Here is a 17,471-nt window from a genome sequence, read left to right as displayed (position 1 = left end):
GACCTTCGTTAGGCAGAGAAGCCGTCCAAGGTCTTCCTGCCCGAGAGGTCCCGTTGCCCGATCAGTGTGCCACCACCACGTTCACCGAAACCATCACCTGCGCGGCTGGTTCCTTCGCGCCCGGACACCTTGGCGAGCTGACCCAGCATGTGCCGTTCGAGCTGGCCGACGCCGTCTTGGAGGAGACCCGTACGGGCCATCGTCGTCTGCGGCATCTCCCGTCACGGGTCGGCATCTACTTCCTGTTGGCCCTGGCGATGTATCCGGCGCTGGGATACGCACGCGTATGGGACAAGCTCGTCGCCGGCCTCGACGGGCTGGCTCTGCACCGGCCGTCGGAGAAGGCACTGCGTGATCTGCGCCGCCGTCTGGGGCCGGCACCCTTGAAGGCGCTGTTCGAGGCGGTGTCCGGACCGCTCGCCCGACCGGCCACGAGGGGCACCTGTTACCGTTCCTGGCGCACGGTCGTTTTCGACGGCTGCAGCTCGCTCAAGGCCCCTGACCAGCCACGGATTCGAAGTCTGTTCAGTAAGTCCAAGCATCGGTGGGGCATTTCGGGTTATCCGGCCCTGCGGTTGACGGCCCTGGTCGAGACCGGTACGCGGGGCCTGCTCGGGGCGGTCTTCGGCCCCACCGGTGTCGGTGAGCCGACTCATGCCGCCGAGCTCATGCATCTCTTGTCGCCGAAGATGCTCCTGCTGGCCGACCGGGGCTTTGACGGGAACAATTTCTACGCGGCCGTCGCCCGCAGCGGCGCTCAGCTGCTGGCCCGTCTTGGCCCGCACCGCAAGCCCGTCGTCCTGGAGGTCCTCGCCGACGGCTCCTATCTCACCCTGCTGGGCGGGCTCAGGCTCCGGGTCATCGAGGCGGACATCACCGTGACCTTGCGCAACGGCGATCGCGTGCACGACCGTTACCGTCTGGTCACCACACTCCTCGAACCCGGCAGCGACCCCGCGTCCGTACTCGTGCAGCTCTACCATGAGCGGTGGGAGATCGAATCGGCCTTCTACTCGTTGCGGCACACGCTTCTGCGCGGGCGGGTCCTGCGTTCTTGCGACCCCTCCGGGCTGGAGCAGGAACTGTGGGCGGTCCTGGCGTTCTACCAGGTTCTCCGCAGGGCCATGGTCGAGGCGGCCGAGTCCGTCCCGGGCGTCGACCCCGACCGCGCGAGCTTCACCGTGGCTCTCGAAGCGGCGCGGGACCAGCTCACCGCGGCGCGAGGCATTCTGTCCGCGAACGACGGCATCGGGCACTCCGGCCGGATCGGCCGAGCTGTACTCGCAGCCCTGCTTCCGGCCCGGCGCCCGCGCGTCAGCGCCCGAAAGGTGAAGTGCCCTATGACGCGCTACCCCGGCAACCCGGCCGACCCCCGCCCCGCTGTCAGCCAGGACATCGCTTCCGTGGACATCGCGGTTCCCCCAGGATCCAGCTCACCGCCGTGACGGGCGATGAGTTCGTGGAGCCTGGCGATGCCGGCGACTCCTTCGGGCAGGTTCGCGGTGGCCAGCTTGCGGCCGGCCTCGTCCTGGAGCTCGACGTCGTGGTGGTCTTCGGCCCAGTCGTCACCGATCAGCAGCAACAAACCCTCCCCAAGTGTGTTCTCGTTGCGCGTCGTAGCCTGCGGAAGGCACGGCGCGCGGCCTAATGGATCCAGTGCTCACGCCCCGCGGGGCGGGCACGCCACCCCATCAGCGGTCTGGCCTCCCGACCACCAGCAGGGGCACGGTCTGACACCAGAACTCGACTGCTTCCGGCGGCGATAGTGCTCACCTGCTGGCGGCTACGGAACCGAGCATTCCCCGGCCCCGTAGCTCCCATTAGGCGGGGAACAGGCCGTCGACGAAGCCGGCCAGGTCGACGTGGGAGCGTGCTTCCGGGTGCGATCGGTAGATCGCACCGGCGCGTTCGGCGTGCTCCAGGCGGCGGATCTCGGTGAGTACTTCGGGAAACTCCCGGGCCTGCTGCGCCGAGGTGGCGAACACGAGGTCATGGGGGTCCACACAGCCGCGGCCGACCGCCGTGTTCACCCGCTTCCGGCAGCGGCAGGCGTTGGCCCTGTCGAACAGCCCGCACCGAGCGCGCATCAGGTGGGTGATCCGCTCCCGGGCACGCTGCAGACGCTTGCGGTACGCGGCCGGCGTGATGCCGAGAATCTCCGCCGCGGTCGCATGGTCCAGTTCCATGATCTCGCCGAGGATGTAGGTCATCCGGTGCTCACGATCCAGGCAGAGCAGCATCGCGAGCGTGCAGCCGACCTTGACCTCCTCGATCAGCAGCTGCTCCTCGACGTCAGGATGCGGTGTCGCCAGAGGGGACTGTGGCAGGCGGGAGAGCTCGGTGTCGAAATCGGTGAAGCTCAGTGCCTGCCGCTCGCCCCGGGTACGGGCGATGGACAGAAACTTGTTGGTCGCCACCCGGTACACCCAGGTGGAGAAGGCGCTCTCGGCCCGGAACCGGTCCAGCCGGGTGACCACCTGGATCAGCGCCTCCTGGGCCGCGTCCTCGGCATCACGGGGATCACCGAAGAACCGCACGGCCAGCCGGAACACTTCCGGCTGCACCGCACGGACCACCCGCTCCAAAGCCGCCCGGTCGCCGCCCACGGCCGCCGTCACGTCCTCGGCCGTCTCACCTGTTCCCGCACGCTTCACGACTGTCCTGCTCTCCCTCATCCGTGCCCGGCCCGCCACATCTTTCAGTGACTTAGACGCTCCCGCCCCGGACGGTGTGACCGGCCAGGGCCGACCGGCAGGCGGCGCGCATCACGGCAGGACGTACGCCGCGACCTCCGTTGTCCCAGCTGGCACACGATCCGGTGATGGGGCAGGTCGGCGAGGACCACGCCGTGCTGGTGGCTGAACGCGATGCCGGTCAGGCTTTACGGCGCGGTCGCGTTCGCGTCCAGCTGCGCCTGTTGCTCCGGCGTGCACAGCATCGGCTGTGTGGTCCTGGACCAGCAGCGTCACCACGAGGTGCGCGGCGCCCTTGGTCGACGACAACATACCGGTCAGCGAGTCGCCGGTGACCTCGGGCCCAGTCGGGCTGTTCCGTCTCCCGGGTGCCTACTTGTTCGCTCCCGCGGCGTGACCGCGCGGCCCGTACGGACTCCTCCAGGGCAGCCATCAGGTCTATGGGCCCGCCTTCGACCGGAGCGGGTGCGTGCGGTGGCTCAAGCCCTTCGAGGCGGGCGGCGACGACCTGTTCGAGGGCGGCCCGGTAGACGTCGTGCTCGTCTTCCAGGCGGAAGTCCTCGCTGACGGTGTCCATCAGGGTGCGGGCCATCTGCAGCTCCTGGCGACGCGGCGGCTCCGTGCGCGGCACGGTGATGTCCTCGCTGCTCCGCAGTTCGTCAGGCCAAAGAAGCGTCTGCATCGCGATGGTCTCGCCGCGCGCCTGGAGCAGGGCGAGGGAGTCACGGTTGCGCAAGGCCACCCTGACGACGGCGGCCAGGCCGCTCTCGTGCATGGCGTCGCGAAGGAGGGCGTACGGACGCGCCGTGGCGGGGTCGCTGCCGAGGTAGTAGGGCTTATGCAGCAGCAGAGGGTCGATCCGATCCGCTGCCACGAAGGCGAGTACCTCGATAGCGCGGGGTGAAGTCGGCAGCGGAAGGTCGGCGAGGTCCTCCTCGGATAGCACCACAACGCGCCCGTCGCCGGCGTCGAAGCCTCGGGCTACCTGGTCGTAGGGGACGTCGACGCCCTCTCGTTCGCAGACGCGTCGCAGCCGGATCCGGCCGCCGCCGCACCGTGTGTGGACCTGGTGGAGCGGGACGGGATGCGGGGCGGTCGCGGCATGCACAGTCACCGGGATGGTCACCAGGCCCCAGGTGATCGTCCGCTTTGCGATGGTCTGCGCCATGATCCCATCGCACCGCCCGCACTGGCTGATCGCACCTCGAACCACTTGTCCTCGCCCCCGCCTGGTCCGGGCGGCAGACGCATGCTGCAGCTGGCGGCGTGGGTGCCGACCAGCCGCCGGCCGCGCCGGTCGGGCGGGTCAGTTTTCGTACTCGCCGGTTTCTCGTGCCAGCCGTTCGTCGAGGTCGCTGGCCCATTGCTGGGCCCAGTTCTGAGTTCGGTGATGGCGTCATCGGTGAGGCCGTAGGCGGTGAATTCCTCGTCGTCGTACCACTCGGCGCCTGGCCAGACGGTCGCGCAGGTCGTCGAGGCGGAAGTCGTCGCGTCCGTGGCGCTGGCCGAGCTGTTCGAGTTCCGGGTGGGTTCGGTGTTCGGCGGCGGCTTGGACGTCGATGAGGTCGCGGACGGCGCCGCGGTCGGCCAGGGCTCGGACCTTGGTGCCGATGACGTCGTCGAGTGCGAGGACCGGGCCGTAGTCGGTTTCGCGTGGCGGCGACCACAGGTTTTCCTTGAGGATGTCGACTTCGCAGGCTGCGCCGTCGGCGTCGGTGGCGACGAGGCGGGCGGAGAGCGGGTCGGTGCTGATCACCGTGACGTGCCAGCCTCGCTGGGACAGGCCCTGCTGGAGGGTGCGGGCGATGTCGGCCATGGGTGCGGGGTTCTCGGTGGCGACGTCGAGGTCCTGGCTGAGGCGGTTGACCAGTCCGTGGGCCTGTACGGCGTAGCCGCCGGTGATGACCAGGGGGTAGGGGGTGCCGATGGCGAGGACGTCGGCCAGGAGCCGGCGGTGGAGTGCGCTGAGGTTCACGCGGCTGCGGAGGTCCTGCTGGCCAGAGCGGGGAAGGCCGCTTCCCACACCTCTCGGATGTGCCGGCTGACCAGCGTGCGCAGCACTGGCCACAGCGAGACCAGCATGCCTTTGTTGAGCAGCGCGGTCAGGTCGTCGCGCTGCCCTTCGGCCAGTGCGGTGCGGTAGTAGCTCATGCGCTGGCGTGGCTGGTCCAGGTTGTAGGTGCGCAGGCCGGACCAGGCGATGTGCAGCGGCAGCTCGACGCGGCCGTGGGTAGGGCCGGTGAGGTCGTCGAGGGAGGCAGGCAGGCGGTCGGCGTACCGCTGGCGCAGCACGTCCGTGGCGGACGGTGCGGCGGTGGGGGAGGACTGCGAGGCCATGGAGCGATTATCCCCTGCCGAGGTGCTGGCGGGTACCGGTGGGCCGTATCCGCTGTGCTCGCGTCGGCTCAGGTGGCTCACACGTAGGACCGACCTGGCCAGCGCGGTGGCCATCACGCGGTGCCCGTAGCACTCGCGGTGGTACCGCGCCGGAGGCGGGCGGGATGGCGCGAGGCGCTCTTGTGCCGTTGCCGTCGCCTGTCTGAGGCTGGGCCGACCACATATGGAGGGGGACCCGCGATGGGACGGTTCAAGGTGAGGAAGCCGCGGCGCGACAAGGAGCAGCGACAGGAGCGGTTCCGTATCGACGACCGGGTGGTCGGTGAGGCGGAGATTCTGGACGCTCGGGCCTTCTTGGCGAACACCTCTGCCGTTTGACACGGTACTGCGTATCGTGCGCTGCGCTCGCGGTCGCGTCATGATCCCGGGGTGCCGGTTCGCCGGCGGTAGGCGGAGTTGATCGAAACGGGGGAGGCGGACAGTGCGAGACCAGCTCCTCGGGGGCCGTTACCGGTTGGTGCGACAGATCGGCGAGGGCGGAATGGGGCACGTATGGGAGGCGCAGGACGAGACACTGGGTCGACCCGTCGCAGTCAAGGTGATCTCCCTGCTTACCGGCAGCGGAAGCCGCGGCGACGAGGCACGCGACCGGTTCCTTCGCGAGGCACGGATCACCGCCCAGCTGCAGCACCCCAATATCGTGACCATCCACGACCTCGGTGAGACCGGCACGGCGGACAACAGGGTTCCGTTTCTGGTGATGGAGCTGGTCCGAGGCGAGGGCCTGGACACGAAGCTGCGCCCCCGCGGCGCTGTCACCCTGCCGGACGCGGCCCGTTGGGGCGCGCAGATATGTGACGCCCTGGCCGACGCGCACGAGGCCGGAGTCATGCACCGGGACATCAAGCCCTCCAACATCCTCATCACGCCGTCCGGGGCCGTGAAGGTCCTCGATTTCGGCGTCGCGCGGGCGGCCGACCCCTACGCGACCGCGGACCGCCTCACCCAGACCGGCTTCATCCTGGGCACACCCCCGTACATGGCCCCCGAACAGGCACGTGGCTTCCCGGAACCGCGCAGCGACCTGTACGCGCTCGGCTGCCTCCTCTATGAGCTGATTACAGGCCGGCTTCCGTTCCAGGCTCCCGACACCGTGGGCTACCTCTCGGCACACCTCACCCAGGAGCCACCCGCCCCCAGCTCGGTCTCCACGAGCGTCCCATCCGCCTGGGACGACCTCGTGCTCACCCTGCTGCACAAAGACCCCGACAAGCGGTACCCGAATGCGGCCAGCCTTTCCCAGGCACTGAGACAACTCGACCGCATCCCCACAACCGCCGAGCCGAGCAGGGTCCCCCCACATTCGGACCGGCAGACCACGGCGGTGCAGCCGCCTCCACCAGGTACGCTCCCGCTGGACGGAACGCAGCAACCGTCCGGCTCGAACGGCCCGTTCACCATCTCATGGACGGGAAAAGAGCCCCTGTCTGCCTACGCCAACAGTCGACCAGTCATCTTGGTCAAGTGCTCGACGGCCGCGTTGGCTGTGGCGCTCGTGGGCTTCTTCATCACGGTGCCTGACGAGTTGTGGAGTGCGGTGTTCGGCCTCATCGGAGTTTTTGCGCTCCTATCCCTTCTCGTCGTGAGGTTCAACAAGACTGCCTGGTCCCTGCAGATCGGGCCGCCGGGCATCAGGACCACCCACGGCCCCGACCGGCGTGAATACCGATGGGACCAGATACAGACGTTCGCCATCGACGACGTCGTCGGAAAGGACACGGGCGGCCTCTATCGGTGCAGCGCCGGACTCCACGTCAAGTTCACGAAGGGTAATTGGCGCTTGGCTGTAGACCATACGGCAGGGTGGCCGTTCCTGGGAGCGGCACTCGTCCGCAATAAGATGGTCCCTGTCTGTGTCCTCGGGCCGATGACGGACCAGCAGCGGGCCGCGCTGAGAGAAGCCCTCGCCCGATACGGTCACGGTAAGAGCGACGCCGAAGCCTGGGGTGAATGAGCGTCCGAGGGGGCAGAGGGGCCATCCATTGCAGGGCTCGATGGCGCCAGTCGGATCACGTCGGAACCAAGCGAATCCAGTCGTTTCGCCTTGTGCGGCTTCGGACTCGCGCCGTCGCGGAGGCCGGGCGCGAACCACAGGTTGATCTTCCTGGTGCGGGACTCCTCCCTCCTCAAGACCAGCTCTGCCTTGTAGCCCCGCCCGTCTCCCACGCACGTCGTAGGGTCGACCTCCGTACCACCCCGCGCGACTCCGGTCCGGCCCACCGACGCCGGGCACGATGGAGGGTGAGCGAGCACGACGAGGACCAGGGCGTCATCGCCGAACCAGCCCGGCCGCCGTTGGACGCCGCGCAGGTTCGCGCGATGACGCCCAGAACGGCCTGCAGGAGACTGGAGGGGGGCTCAGGAGGCCCGCATGCGTGTCCAGGACATTCGGATCGGCGAGACCTACCAGGTGAAGGTCCCGCAGCGTCTGCCGCCGGCCCTCCGCACCCGCCATCCCCGCACCCGCACGGGGTTCGCCGCCGACATGCGGCTGCACCAGCGCCGCGGCGACCGCTTCGACATCACCGTCACCGACATCGCCCCCGAAGCCGCCACAGTCGACGGCTACGAGGCCCTCACCACCAACCGGGCCACCCTGCGCCTCACTGCAGAGCAGGCCGAGCTCCTGGAGCTCCCCGCCGGCCCCGCGTACGAGATCGACGGCTTCATCACCGACACCGACGGCAACGAGGCCATCCTCGACGCCACCGTCACCTACACCGCGCTGCCCGCCGTCTGGCTGCGCCCCCTCGAAGAGCCCGTCCGCATCGCCCCCGGCACCGCTCGCTTCCACCGCGCCCGGGTCCAGGCGCAAGCCACCGGGATGACCGTCCAGGACGTCACTCGTGCCGCTCAGGACGCCCAAGAACACCAGCGTGACGTCGCCGGGCAAGCACTGGACAGCTACCGAGCCGAGCAATGGCTCCGGATTGCCGAAGTCCAACACCAGGAATGGCGCCGGATCTCGGCACTCATGACAGACACCGCAATGAAGACCTACGCCCCGCAGAGCGACCCGGAGGCCGTACCGCCGGACTCCTGAACGACGCTTGCCGCTACGCCGTTACGGTGACCGCCACGCCTTGCACGGCACCGTCCTGTAACCGCTGCTGCTGTGAGGCACACACCCCGTTTTCCCAGGTCGACGGAGTGCGACGTGAGACTCTCAGATGTCAGCAGAGCCGTCGGCGCGGGCCGGCCACGCGGCACACGGCTGCTGCACGGGTAGCAAGGCCGGCCTCGCCGTGCAGCCGCGGCCGGTGCAGCGTCCTGCAGCCCGAGGCCCTGCTGTTGCAGCGAATGCTGCTGCTCCGAGGGCAGCACCACGGCGCCGATCACCGGAAGAGCCCGCGGCGTAGCGATGGACGAGTCGGCTGCCCCTCGCTGTCGGCGCGCCGAAGGTGGAGGTCGTTTTGTGAACGACCTACCGCCGGATGTGAGTCGCCTCCGTGTCCTGGAGACGTGGCTCGAAATCAGCCTCGAACGCGTCCGGGAGCAGATCAGCGTCGCCGAGCAGCGCGCCGCGCAGCAGGCGCGGGCCACACCGCCACCGCCGCCGGATTGGGTTGTGCAGCTCAGCATCGGGCACGGGGCGCACCCCATCGCTGTACACGTAGGCGGCTGCCGAAGCGCTGGCCGTCGCGGTCGCCCCGTCAGCCGGGATCAGGCCATGCGCGCCCTCACCGAGGGCGTCGATCCATGCGTCCTGTGCCGCCCCGACACCGAGCTCGGGATTCTCTAATCGCGCACGGCGGGATAACGGGACCTGCGCTTCTTCACCAGGCCCGGCGTGAAGCCCCGTCCGCAAGCGTAACCAGCCCACACCGCCGCGGGTCAGGCCGTCGGCCTCTCCTCTTGCGGACCAGCCGCCAGGCCTCGGTGAACAGCTCGGCGAGTGTGTCCGGGAGCAGCTCGAAGGCCCTCACCTCGCTCCTGTCTGCGCTCAGCTGCGCGCCGATCAGAGGCGCTTCGCCCTGGCCCTCGGGTGGCGGTCGTAGCTCTGCCGGGGGCTGGGAAGCCGCCAACGGGAATGCCGGAGGTGGGACAGGAGACACTGGCCGTCGTGGCAGGCCAGACTGTCAGTACGTGATGGAGGTGAAGGGATGAGCGTTGCCAGCTTTACGCACCACGGGCCCTGGACCGTCCAGGACGTCCTGGCCCTGCCCGAAGACCGGACCGTCCGCTACGAACTGCTGGGGGAGTCACTCGTGATGTCCCCCGCCCCAGGCCTGCGCCACCAGCGCGCCAGCTTCCGGCTCCACGTCGCTCTGGACGCGGCCGCCCGTGCTGCCCGCGCTCCGGTGGAAGTGCTGGAGGCCATCAACGTCCTCCTGCCGTCCGGCCTGGTCGTGCCGGACATCGTCGTCGCCGACGCGGGCGCGACCGCCGAGGACGGCGTCAGCATCGACGCCGATGCCGTGCAGCTGGTCGTCGAGCTCGTCTCACCCGGCAACAAGACCATGGACCGCAAGCTCAAGCCCCTGCTCTACGCCGAGGCAGCGGTCCCGCACTACTGGCGCCTGGAGTTCGACCCGGCCCCGCGCCTGATCGTCAGCGAGCTGGACGGCGGCCGGTACGTCGAAACGGCGACCGCCCTGTCGGGCACCGTGACCCGCATCAAGGAGCCGTTCCCCTTCGAGATCGACCCGGCCGGGCTCGCCCAGCCGCAGTACAGAGGCTGAGACCCAACCCCCTCAGGACGGGGTGGCGCCCTTGTACGGCGGGCGGAGTCACGGGTGCCGACCGGTGGCTGGCAGCGTGGGGGCATGTGCGGCCGATATGTCTCCACCCGCTGTCCGCAGGATCTGGTCGACCTGTTCGACGTCACGCGCTGGACCCCCGACCAGGCGCTGGATCCGAGCTGGAATGTGGCCCGACCAATGATGTGTGGTCGGTGCTCGAACGCGTCGAACGCGATACCGGCGAGGTCACGCGGCAGCTCCGACCACTGCGCTGGGGTCTGGTGCCGTCGTGGGCAAGGAGCCTGAGCATCGGCGCGAAGATGATCAATGCGAGGGTGGAGACCGTCGCGGTGCTACTTCTCACCACGGGGAGCTGCGAGTTCTCACGTGATTCCACCCCTGGTCCTCATTCGGCGTCACCAAAGGACCTGTGACCAGCCGTGGGTGGCTGGCATTCCGCGGCGAAGCGACCCGGGGCCGGGCCAGCCGAAGCCTGCGGTGCCGCCGTTCAGGTCGGGGGCGCGCATGCGCGGAGCCTGCAGGCTCCGGTCATGTACGGCCACCTCGATGCTCTCCGGGTGCGCGGTGAGGTCCAGGGTGCAGGCGCCGCCGTGGCGCAGGGCGTTGGTGACGAGCTCCGAGACAACAAGGACCCCGGTGTCGGCAGCCTCAGCCGCGCTCGCCGGCGGCACCAGGTCTTCGAGGAAATCCCGGGCGCTTTGGCGTACGCCGGCAATGGATACCGCGGAACGGACGGTTGCCACGTTGACGCTCATTGTGTCCATCAGGTCACCCTGGTCTCTGGATCGTCACGCGCGGTCCTGTCCGGCGGTGCTTGTGCACTGCCTGCGGTGTGTCAACCGCACGAGTCCCTGTCCTGTCTCAACGAAGTTAGTCGTCCGCATGCCGCTGACGTGTGTGGACTCGGTTGGGTGAGACGCATGGACTGGGTTCGTTGAGACAGACTCACAGTCTCGGGGTAGGAACGGGCTGAGCCGAGCAGCCCCGTGTCCCCTTAGAACTCCTAACGGAATGCGGGTGTCACTCCTGTGCGCCGTTGGGGTAATGAGAGAGCATGATCCGCAACCGCAGCTGACAATGTGTTGTCTAGAACTGGACAGAGCCCAGTCGGCTCCAGGTCGGCGGGAGGGGCTTCACCCTTGATCGTGGACACCGGTTGTCATGCGGCGGTGGCCAGCGTAGTTGATCGCTGTTCGTAAGTGATCGGGCTGATCTGGCCGAGGCGGGAGTGCCGTCGGCGGGTGTTGTAGCGAGTCGCCCATCGGAAGACTGCGAGCCGGGCCTCACGGGCCCCGTTCCACCGTTTTCTCCCCTGGAGCGTCTCGCGTTTCATGGTCGCGTTCAGGGATTCCGCGGCGGCGTTGTCCGCGCTCGTGCCGACCGCGCCGCGCGATCTGATCACGCCGAGCTTGCTGCAGACCTGGGCGAACTCCTTCGAGACGTATTGCGCCCCGTTGTCGCTGTGGAAGGTTGCCCCGCGCAGGCCGTCGGCACCCCGGGCCGCGGCCGCGGCCTTGAGCGCGTCGGTGACCAGTTCCGTGCGCATGTGGTCGGCGATCGACCAGCCCGCCAGCCGTTTCGAGCACAGGTCCAACACCGTTGCCAGATACAGAAATTGACCGTTGCCCACAGGGAGGTAGGTTATGTCGCCCACGTAGCGGGTGTTCGGTGTGGTCGCGGTGAAGTCGCGCTGCAAGAGGTCCGGCACCGGCGTTGCGGAGGGCTCGGGGATGGTGGTGCGGACCTTCTTGCGCAGGTGGAACCCGATGATGTTGAACTTCCGCATGACGCGTTCCACCCGCTTGTGATTGACCCGCTCGCCGCCGTCCCGGAGCTCGGCGGTGACGCGCGGGGCCCCGTAGGTGCCGTCGGACTCCTGGTGGACTTCGGTGATCCGCTCGGCGAGCTCGGCATCGCCCCGTGCCCGGTCGGCCCGCGCTTGCGCGCCGGCCAGGTGCCGGTAGAAGCCGGAACGCGAGACCTTCAGCATCCGGCACAGCCGCTTGACGCCGAAGGCGCCACGGTGATCGTCGACGAACTGGAAGCGGCTGCTCACCAGCTGGTCTCGGCCGCAAAATACTTCGCGGCCCTCCGCAGGATCTCCCGCTCGAGCTCGAGTTCCTTCACCCGCGCCCGCAGCTGCCGGTTCTCCTTCTCCATCGCGGTGGCCTCCACCGCCCCGGGCCGGGTGGCCTGCTCGGCGTCCCGCACCCACGTGCGCAGCGTCTCGTGATTGACACCCACGTCCTTGGCCACCGACGCGTACGTCCCACCCGGGCTGGCGTGGTACAGCGCGACGGCATCGGCCCGGAACTCAGGCGAATACTTCGATATCCCCAACGGGAACTCCTGTCCTATGGACCTTCACGATCCAATGATCAGGGTGTCCACGATCAAGGGGTAGGGCCCGGAGTCCAAGCACCCGGGCTGACGCGGGGTGTCGCCGCCTGATCAGCCGCTGGACGGACGCGGTGCGAGATGCCGCGAGACGACTGCACGTATCCCGTCGATGTCCGCTCCGTCGCGCAGTCCGCGCTTCGGCAGCAGGGCCATTCCGCCCACCGTGTCGTCGATGACCAGTATGAAGAGGCTCGCCGTCTCGATGTAGTGGCGGAACGACGCCCACGGGATCGTGAGCTCCACAAGTGCCGTGGCGGCGTGTATGCCGTCGTCGTCCGCCCGCATGGTGTACTCGCCCTGGGAACGCGCGTACCTGGTCATCTGTCGCACTCGGTACAGCTGGTTCACCCACCCGCCCACGAGGCTCCCGAGCACTGGGCACAGGACTGCGGCCACCAGCACGGTCACGCCCTTGGGTGCCGCGAGCATCAGGAGAACCACGAGAACGGCCGCCGTGATCAGCCCGGCGATCAATGGAAGACGCCACCAGGGTGCGGGGGAACCAGACCGTGCGTGCAGCGCCTCGGCCATGTCGGCCCGGGTCGGCAGATAGGCCAGCTCGACACCGCCCGATATCGGTGCCGACTCCCGCTCCTCGTTCTCCATGGAGCGGGATCCTAGCGGCACCCGACGGACCGCCCTGGCCAGGCTTCCCAGCTCCGTGCATCACCCTGTCGGTGGCAATGATGCGAGCCGCCTCCAGCAGATGAGTGCGCATCCGAGGGTGAGGAAGGCTTCGTGGATGTCGTCACGGATCTCCCAACGGATTCGCAGGCGGCGGAACCAGTGCAGATGGGCAAAGGCGCGCTCCACGACCCATCGTTGGGTGCCTAGTCCGGAGCCGTGTTCGGTGGCCCGGCGGGCGATCAAGGGTTTCACGCCGCGTTCCTGGAGGAGGCGGCGGTACTTGTCGTGGTCGTAGCCGCGGTCACCCAGCACCACATCCGGGCGGCGCCTGGGCCGGCCGCGCTTGCCCCGCACCGGCGGTACCGCCTCCAGTAGGGGGACGAGCTGGGTGACGTCGTTGCGGTTGCCGCCGGTCAAGGTGGCGGCGAGCGGGATGCCGGTGGCGTCGGTGATCAGATGGTGTTTGCTGCCCGTCCTGCCCCGGTCGACAGGGCTTCGTCCTGTCTTGGAGCCCCTTTTAACGCCCGTACGTGAGAGCCGTCGACAGGGGCCCGGGAGAAGTCCAGGGCGTTCGCGCGGCGCAGCTTCGCGAGGAGGACCTCGTGCAGCCGGGGCCACACGTCAGCCTCGGTCCACTCGGCCAGCCGGCGCCAGCAGGTCATGCCCGACCCGAAGCCGAGTTCCTGCGGAAGGTGTTCCCAGGCGATCCCCGTGTGCAGCACGAACAGAATGCCCTGGAACACCAACCCACCAGCGGGCCTGCTCGGCGGCAGCCGCAGGGAACTCCGCGATCCGGGACGTCGGCGGAACCCGCCTCTTTGCGGTCACCGGCCGACTCCGCTGGCCGAGTGCACGATCGTGCGCGGTCCCAGCAACTCGACCGTCATGTCCTCGGCGGTCAGCTCCTGAAGCCAGAGGAGGCGGAACAGCACGGGCAGCGTCGACAGCCGGTCCCCCGCCGCATCCGCCCCTGCCATCAGCGGGCCCGGGATTGCGAAGATCTCCCGGAGTCGGGCCGCGGCAGGGTCGTGCAGACACCGTGGGTGCCGGTAGCGCGAAAGCCACCGGACATTCGCCAGCAGCACCGCATCCGGTGTCCCCAGCCGCTCGAACTTCCACCCAGCTTGAGAGCAAACCAGGCGCGTCACTTCGAACCCTTCGGCGTCCTTCGACTCGATCCGCTCGTCCGCACGGACGTCGACTACCACCGCAGAGCCGTCCGCGCGGCGGATGAAGTAGTCCGGGGCATGCCGACGCTCCCGCTCGCCGTCATGCCAGTGCAGCCAGAACGGCTGCGAGCAGATCCCCACCACGCTCGGATCGAAGTCCATAAGCAGTAGCCGGTCCCGCTCCAGCCACGACTCGAAGCCGACGTGCCGCCCGGTCGTCGCCGCCCAGTACCAGCCCGGGAAGTGACGCTCACCGCGCGACCAGCGGAACGTACGTACCGGAGCGACCTCCTCGAACCGGGTCGTCACGCAGTCCCGCAGCGGTCGCCGACGGCGTCCGTGTACCGCGTCCACGTACGACAAATCTACGCACGGCCCTGCCTGATCCATCCCAGCCGGTACAGCCATCCATCACCCCCAGCGCAATCAACCGCGCGACTAGGTTCGCTGAGACAGAAGCCCGAACGACTCGGTTCGTTGAGAAGACGACTCGATTGAGTGAGACGGGACAGTCCCGGCTGGCTTTATTCACGAGCAGTGACGTCAGTTGTTCACGGGTTGATGAACATCCGTGGACGTCAAGATCGACAAGTGCTGCTCAAACTGCTCTACAAACGCTGCTGCTGAAAGTGAACGAAGCCACCCGGCTATGGCGCGTGTCCAGAGCGGTCATCCACATGTCCAGACGGGGCGGCTGTGGTGTTCGCGGCGTCAAGGCTGGCGTAACGGTGCTGGTCGGAGAGGGCGAGCCTGGCTGGAGCGGGACCGCCGCGCACCTGTTCAGTTTTCGAGGCCGACTATATCTCTCCGCATGGCTCACGGAAATCTATGTCGGCCGGAGTAGACATTGGATTGTGGTGTGGTTATGGTTTCTCTCGTAGCCCAGAGAGACAGCAGGGCCCGGCAGAGATGAACTGCCGGGCAGCAGTAACCGCAGTTGCAGTTCGCGGGACGGTGCGGTGGTGGAGTTTCGAAGCCAGGGTTGTTGCAGGACGGCGACGGGACTGACGACCGGACCGGGTGGCCCGCAGTCATCAGGGGCCGCCGTGAGCAATACCGCAGTTCACGCAGTAGCAGTACCCGCAAGTGCAGTTCGCAGTACCCAGCAGTGAAGTAAGTGAGCAGCACCTCGGTGAAGGCGTCGGCTGCGGGCGCGCGCACCGGGAGTTCGGCAGTGGGGTTCTAAGCCAGAGCAGACGCAGGACGGGCAACGGGCCTGGCTGTCGAAGAGTGGCGCTACCGCAGGCCACGCAGCAGTTTGCACCACCAGCAGTACGCAAGAGAGCAGTACCAGCAGTAGGTCAGTGATTGATCCCAGAGGGAAGAAACGGAGGAGCCAGGCGCCATCAGGATCGCCCGGGTGGAAACCTGAGCCCGGGTACCGCAGGACATCGATAGTGAGGTGGTCTCCGGTCAAGCAACCGCGATCCCCGCACACGTCCTCATCCCCCGTGAGCCGGTGCGGAACAAGAAGGCCGGCGCAGTATCAAGGCCGGCAGATGGTGTAGTAGTTCCTTCGGGGCCCGGGTGCCATACGGCATCCGGGCCCCTCCACGCGTTCCACACAGTGAGGTGAAATGACAGCAGACGACTCGTTCAGCCGTCTCGACGACGACGACTACCCCGCCTACACCATAGGCCGGGCCGCCGAAATGCTCGGCACCACACAAGGCTTCCTCCGCGCCGTCGGAGAAGCCCGCCTCATCGCCCCGCTGCGCTCCGAGGGCGGCCACCGCCGCTACTCCCGCTACCAGCTGCGCATCGCTGCCCGCGCCCGGGAGCTCGTCGACCAGGGCACCCCCATCGAGGCCGCCTGCCGCATCGTCATCCTCGAAGACCAGCTCGAAGAAGCCCAGCGCATCAACGCCGAATACCGCCACGCCGCCGAATCAGAGAACCCGACGACCGCGGGCTGATGTGGTGAGTGCCCGCGCCCGCCTGACCTTCCTGCCCGCGCTCGGAGCGTACAGCTGCCCCGGGACGAGGCAGCGCGAGCGCGCGATGAAAGGCTTCCGGACACCCGGCGCGGCCCAGAAGTTCCTGTCCGCGTTCAGCGGCATCTCGCCCCACTTCCGTCCCCGACGCCACCTGATGACCGCCGCCGACCACCGCTTCGAGAGGCTCGTCCGCTTCACTGTCTGGGACTACATCACCGCCGGCACCGGCCTGCCCGCCACGGGCTGACCCCCAAGGCCCCCACCACAGGCCCACCACACCCCGACACCCCGTCAGGCGATCACCACCCAACAACGTGACAACGCCGGGCGAAGGCGTCGGCCGGCACGGCAAGCGCCCGCACCTGCTTGAGCTTGGAGATCTCGTCCAGCAGCGAGTTGAGGCTGACGTTTCCGGGGTGGGCCTTGATCTGCGACAGGACCGCCTCAATGTCCTCGGCCTCGTCGTCCTGGCCGCCGGCGACGTCGGTGAACACCAAGTGTCTAGGCGCCGCGTGCACCCTGCGGCCCGTGCCAGCCGGTCGGCGACCTCTCCGATGGCGCGTTCCTCGGGATGGCGAGCCTCAAGAATGCGGATGCGCGGCCGCTGCTGTCCGGGACAGTGCCGGGGCCAGCCAGCGGTTGAGGAGGGTGCGGAGTTGGGTTTCGTCCTGCGGTGGCTCGCTTGGGTGCTGGAGCAGCGATGTCAGGAGTCGCATGATGATCTCGGCAGGGCCGTCGAGGTCGTCCGCACCGATGTCGGCGGTGGCCCAGTCGACGGGGAAGCGCTGCAACATCTTGGCGCCGTAGGCGATGGTGTGCCGGGTGGTGGCGCCGCGGCCGAAGGCGGTGGTGTCTCCGAGTTGCAGCAGCAGACTCAGGCGTGGGGCCCCACGGGCCGCCGCGAGCCTTCCGCGCACGGCTATATCTCCTTGACCCACCCGGCCAGCGCCTCGTCGTCCCGCTCCACGGCTCGTCGGGCAGGCACCTGGCAGGACCAGCCGTTGCGCACCAGCAGCTTGCGCACGCCCTGAATCGTGTAGGCCAGGTGGAAACGCCGCCCGATCACCGTCTTGACCCGCGTCACCGCTGGGTCCTCCCAGCCGTGCGTGGCCGGCCCCTTGGCCAGCTCCGCCTCCAACTGCGCGAACTGTGCCTCGCTCAGCCTCGGCAGCGACACCGGCCCCCGCGACCGCAGAGCGTGCGGACCGACCGCGTTGGTTGGCAATGAGCCGAGCAAGAACTGACATCCTGGTGGACTCCGGTAAGCCGCCGTAGTCGAGATGGTGAAGGGCCTGGATCCACACGGATCCAGGCCCTTCACCTCGTTGCCGGCCTTGCCGGGTACGGGTGCAACGCGACGTGCAGCACGCGAGTGCAGTACGCACGCGTGGCAGCCCTGACCTGACCGATTTGTCGGCAGGAGGCGTCCGTCTCGTAGTGCTGTGCCGCTGAAATAGTGGGTATGCCGGCTGAGATCAAGATCGCGCCGGTTTCATGCGGGCATGTGATCTTCGGAGACAGTTGGCTGCGGTTCCGTACGGCATG

Annotated in this window: 15 protein-coding genes and 6 pseudogenes; 10 read left to right on the top strand and 11 right to left on the bottom strand. The window is 68.2% G+C overall.

The features are described 5' to 3' along the window. Positions 1-53: 53 nt before the first annotated feature. Complete coding sequence (locus K9S39_RS05995) at positions 54-1,445, top strand: IS4 family transposase (RefSeq protein WP_406707875.1); 1,392 nt, start codon at positions 54-56, stop codon at positions 1,443-1,445. Beyond that, the gene (locus K9S39_RS42785; RefSeq protein ID WP_406707874.1) at positions 1,442-1,648 is read left to right on the top strand and encodes a hypothetical protein; all 207 of its coding nucleotides are present in this window, start codon (positions 1,442-1,444) and stop codon (positions 1,646-1,648) included. The genes K9S39_RS05995 and K9S39_RS42785 overlap by 4 nt, the downstream gene beginning before the upstream one ends. A gap of 172 nt (positions 1,649-1,820) precedes the next feature. On the opposite strand, the gene K9S39_RS05985 is transcribed toward K9S39_RS42785, so the two are convergent. The 4 genes and pseudogenes from K9S39_RS05985 to K9S39_RS05970 form a co-directional block, all read right to left on the bottom strand. Next, a complete protein-coding gene (locus tag K9S39_RS05985; RefSeq protein ID WP_248862314.1) occupies positions 1,821-2,654 on the bottom strand; it encodes an RNA polymerase sigma factor in 834 nt (277 codons plus the stop codon). A 460-nt stretch (positions 2,655-3,114) separates the two neighbouring features. Next, positions 3,115-3,861: pseudogene (gene ku / locus K9S39_RS05980) on the bottom strand (non-homologous end joining protein Ku); the annotation flags it as partial. Between the two features lie 138 nt (positions 3,862-3,999). After that, positions 4,000-4,668 (bottom strand): annotated as a pseudogene (locus K9S39_RS05975) (nucleotidyl transferase AbiEii/AbiGii toxin family protein). Then, entirely contained in the window at positions 4,665-5,030 is a 366-nt protein-coding gene (locus K9S39_RS05970; protein ID WP_248862313.1) for a hypothetical protein, read from the bottom strand. The pseudogene K9S39_RS05975 and the gene K9S39_RS05970 overlap by 4 nt, the downstream one beginning before the upstream one ends. Before the next feature lie 240 nt (positions 5,031-5,270). Here K9S39_RS05970 and K9S39_RS05965 point away from each other — a divergent pair, with 240 nt between their 5' ends. The 6 genes and pseudogenes from K9S39_RS05965 to K9S39_RS05940 all read left to right on the top strand — a co-directional run. After that, a complete protein-coding gene (locus tag K9S39_RS05965) occupies positions 5,271-5,408 on the top strand; it encodes a hypothetical protein (RefSeq protein ID WP_248862312.1) in 138 nt (45 codons plus the stop codon). A gap of 103 nt (positions 5,409-5,511) precedes the next feature. Then, on the top strand, positions 5,512-7,044 hold the full coding sequence (locus K9S39_RS05960) for a serine/threonine-protein kinase (RefSeq protein ID WP_248862311.1): 1,533 nt from the start codon (positions 5,512-5,514) through the stop codon (positions 7,042-7,044). 417 nt (positions 7,045-7,461) lie between these two features. Then, positions 7,462-8,133, top strand: coding sequence for a hypothetical protein (locus tag K9S39_RS05955; protein ID WP_248862310.1), 672 nt, complete (start codon positions 7,462-7,464; stop codon positions 8,131-8,133). Between the two features lie 372 nt (positions 8,134-8,505). Continuing rightward, positions 8,506-8,832, top strand: coding sequence for a DUF6233 domain-containing protein (locus K9S39_RS05950; RefSeq protein WP_248862309.1), 327 nt, complete (start codon positions 8,506-8,508; stop codon positions 8,830-8,832). A 361-nt stretch (positions 8,833-9,193) separates the two neighbouring features. Beyond that, a complete protein-coding gene (locus tag K9S39_RS05945; protein WP_248862308.1) occupies positions 9,194-9,772 on the top strand; it encodes a Uma2 family endonuclease in 579 nt (192 codons plus the stop codon). Between the two features lie 84 nt (positions 9,773-9,856). Continuing rightward, positions 9,857-10,119 (top strand): annotated as a pseudogene (locus K9S39_RS05940) (SOS response-associated peptidase family protein); the annotation flags it as partial. 69 nt (positions 10,120-10,188) lie between these two features. Here the strand turns inward: K9S39_RS05940 and K9S39_RS05935 are convergent. The 5 genes and pseudogenes from K9S39_RS05935 to K9S39_RS05915 form a co-directional block, all read right to left on the bottom strand. Continuing rightward, positions 10,189-10,557, bottom strand: coding sequence for an ATP-binding protein (locus K9S39_RS05935; RefSeq protein WP_248862307.1), 369 nt, complete (start codon positions 10,555-10,557; stop codon positions 10,189-10,191). 395 nt (positions 10,558-10,952) lie between these two features. Further along, positions 10,953-12,133, bottom strand: a protein-coding gene (locus K9S39_RS05930; protein WP_248862149.1) for an IS3 family transposase whose coding sequence is annotated in 2 segments (ribosomal slippage) — positions 10,953-11,866 and positions 11,866-12,133 — 1,182 coding nt in all. Because the reading frame shifts where the segments join, the coding sequence is not laid out codon by codon here. Between the two features lie 111 nt (positions 12,134-12,244). Then, entirely contained in the window at positions 12,245-12,799 is a 555-nt protein-coding gene (locus tag K9S39_RS05925; protein ID WP_248862306.1) for a YcxB family protein, read from the bottom strand. Positions 12,800-12,859: 60 nt separating this feature from the next. Next, positions 12,860-13,596: pseudogene (locus tag K9S39_RS05920) on the bottom strand (IS5 family transposase); the annotation flags it as partial. 48 nt (positions 13,597-13,644) lie between these two features. Further along, positions 13,645-14,397 carry a TnsA-like heteromeric transposase endonuclease subunit gene (locus K9S39_RS05915; protein ID WP_248862305.1) on the bottom strand — a complete coding sequence of 251 codons (753 nt, stop codon included), beginning with the start codon at positions 14,395-14,397 and terminating at the stop codon, positions 13,645-13,647. Between the two features lie 1,169 nt (positions 14,398-15,566). On the opposite strand from K9S39_RS05915, the gene K9S39_RS05910 reads away from it, so the two are divergent. Both K9S39_RS05910 and K9S39_RS05905 read left to right on the top strand, forming a co-directional pair. Further along, positions 15,567-15,905, top strand: coding sequence for a helix-turn-helix domain-containing protein (locus tag K9S39_RS05910; protein ID WP_248862304.1), 339 nt, complete (start codon positions 15,567-15,569; stop codon positions 15,903-15,905). 64 nt (positions 15,906-15,969) lie between these two features. After that, a pseudogene (locus K9S39_RS05905) lies at positions 15,970-16,173 on the top strand (IS6 family transposase); the annotation flags it as partial. A 52-nt stretch (positions 16,174-16,225) separates the two neighbouring features. Here the strand turns inward: K9S39_RS05905 and K9S39_RS05900 are convergent. Both K9S39_RS05900 and K9S39_RS05890 read right to left on the bottom strand, forming a co-directional pair. Continuing rightward, positions 16,226-16,420 carry a hypothetical protein gene (locus K9S39_RS05900; protein WP_248862303.1) on the bottom strand — a complete coding sequence of 65 codons (195 nt, stop codon included), beginning with the start codon at positions 16,418-16,420 and terminating at the stop codon, positions 16,226-16,228. A 390-nt stretch (positions 16,421-16,810) separates the two neighbouring features. After that, positions 16,811-17,133: pseudogene (locus tag K9S39_RS05890) on the bottom strand (helix-turn-helix domain-containing protein); the annotation flags it as partial. Positions 17,134-17,471 lie beyond the last annotated feature (338 nt).

Source organism: Streptomyces halobius (assembly GCF_023277745.1).
Classification (GTDB): Bacteria; Actinomycetota; Actinomycetes; order Streptomycetales; family Streptomycetaceae; genus Streptomyces; species Streptomyces halobius.
This window is presented reverse-complemented; position numbering and strand designations above follow the sequence as displayed.

Excerpts from the sequence above, each read along its gene's own strand:
- K9S39_RS05965 (WP_248862312.1), top strand. The coding sequence starts at position 5,271 with ATGGGACGGTTCAAGGTGAGGAAGCCGCGGCGCGACAAGGAGCAGCGA.
- K9S39_RS05945 (WP_248862308.1), top strand. The coding sequence starts at position 9,194 with ATGAGCGTTGCCAGCTTTACGCACCACGGGCCCTGGACCGTCCAGGAC.
- K9S39_RS05910 (WP_248862304.1), top strand. The coding sequence starts at position 15,567 with ATGACAGCAGACGACTCGTTCAGCCGTCTCGACGACGACGACTACCCC.
- K9S39_RS05970 (WP_248862313.1), bottom strand. The coding sequence starts at position 5,030 with ATGGCCTCGCAGTCCTCCCCCACCGCCGCACCGTCCGCCACGGACGTG.
- K9S39_RS05955 (WP_248862310.1), top strand. The coding sequence starts at position 7,462 with ATGCGTGTCCAGGACATTCGGATCGGCGAGACCTACCAGGTGAAGGTC.
- K9S39_RS05915 (WP_248862305.1), bottom strand. The coding sequence starts at position 14,397 with ATGGCTGTACCGGCTGGGATGGATCAGGCAGGGCCGTGCGTAGATTTG.
- K9S39_RS05935 (WP_248862307.1), bottom strand. The coding sequence starts at position 10,557 with ATGGACACAATGAGCGTCAACGTGGCAACCGTCCGTTCCGCGGTATCC.
- K9S39_RS05925 (WP_248862306.1), bottom strand. The coding sequence starts at position 12,799 with ATGGAGAACGAGGAGCGGGAGTCGGCACCGATATCGGGCGGTGTCGAG.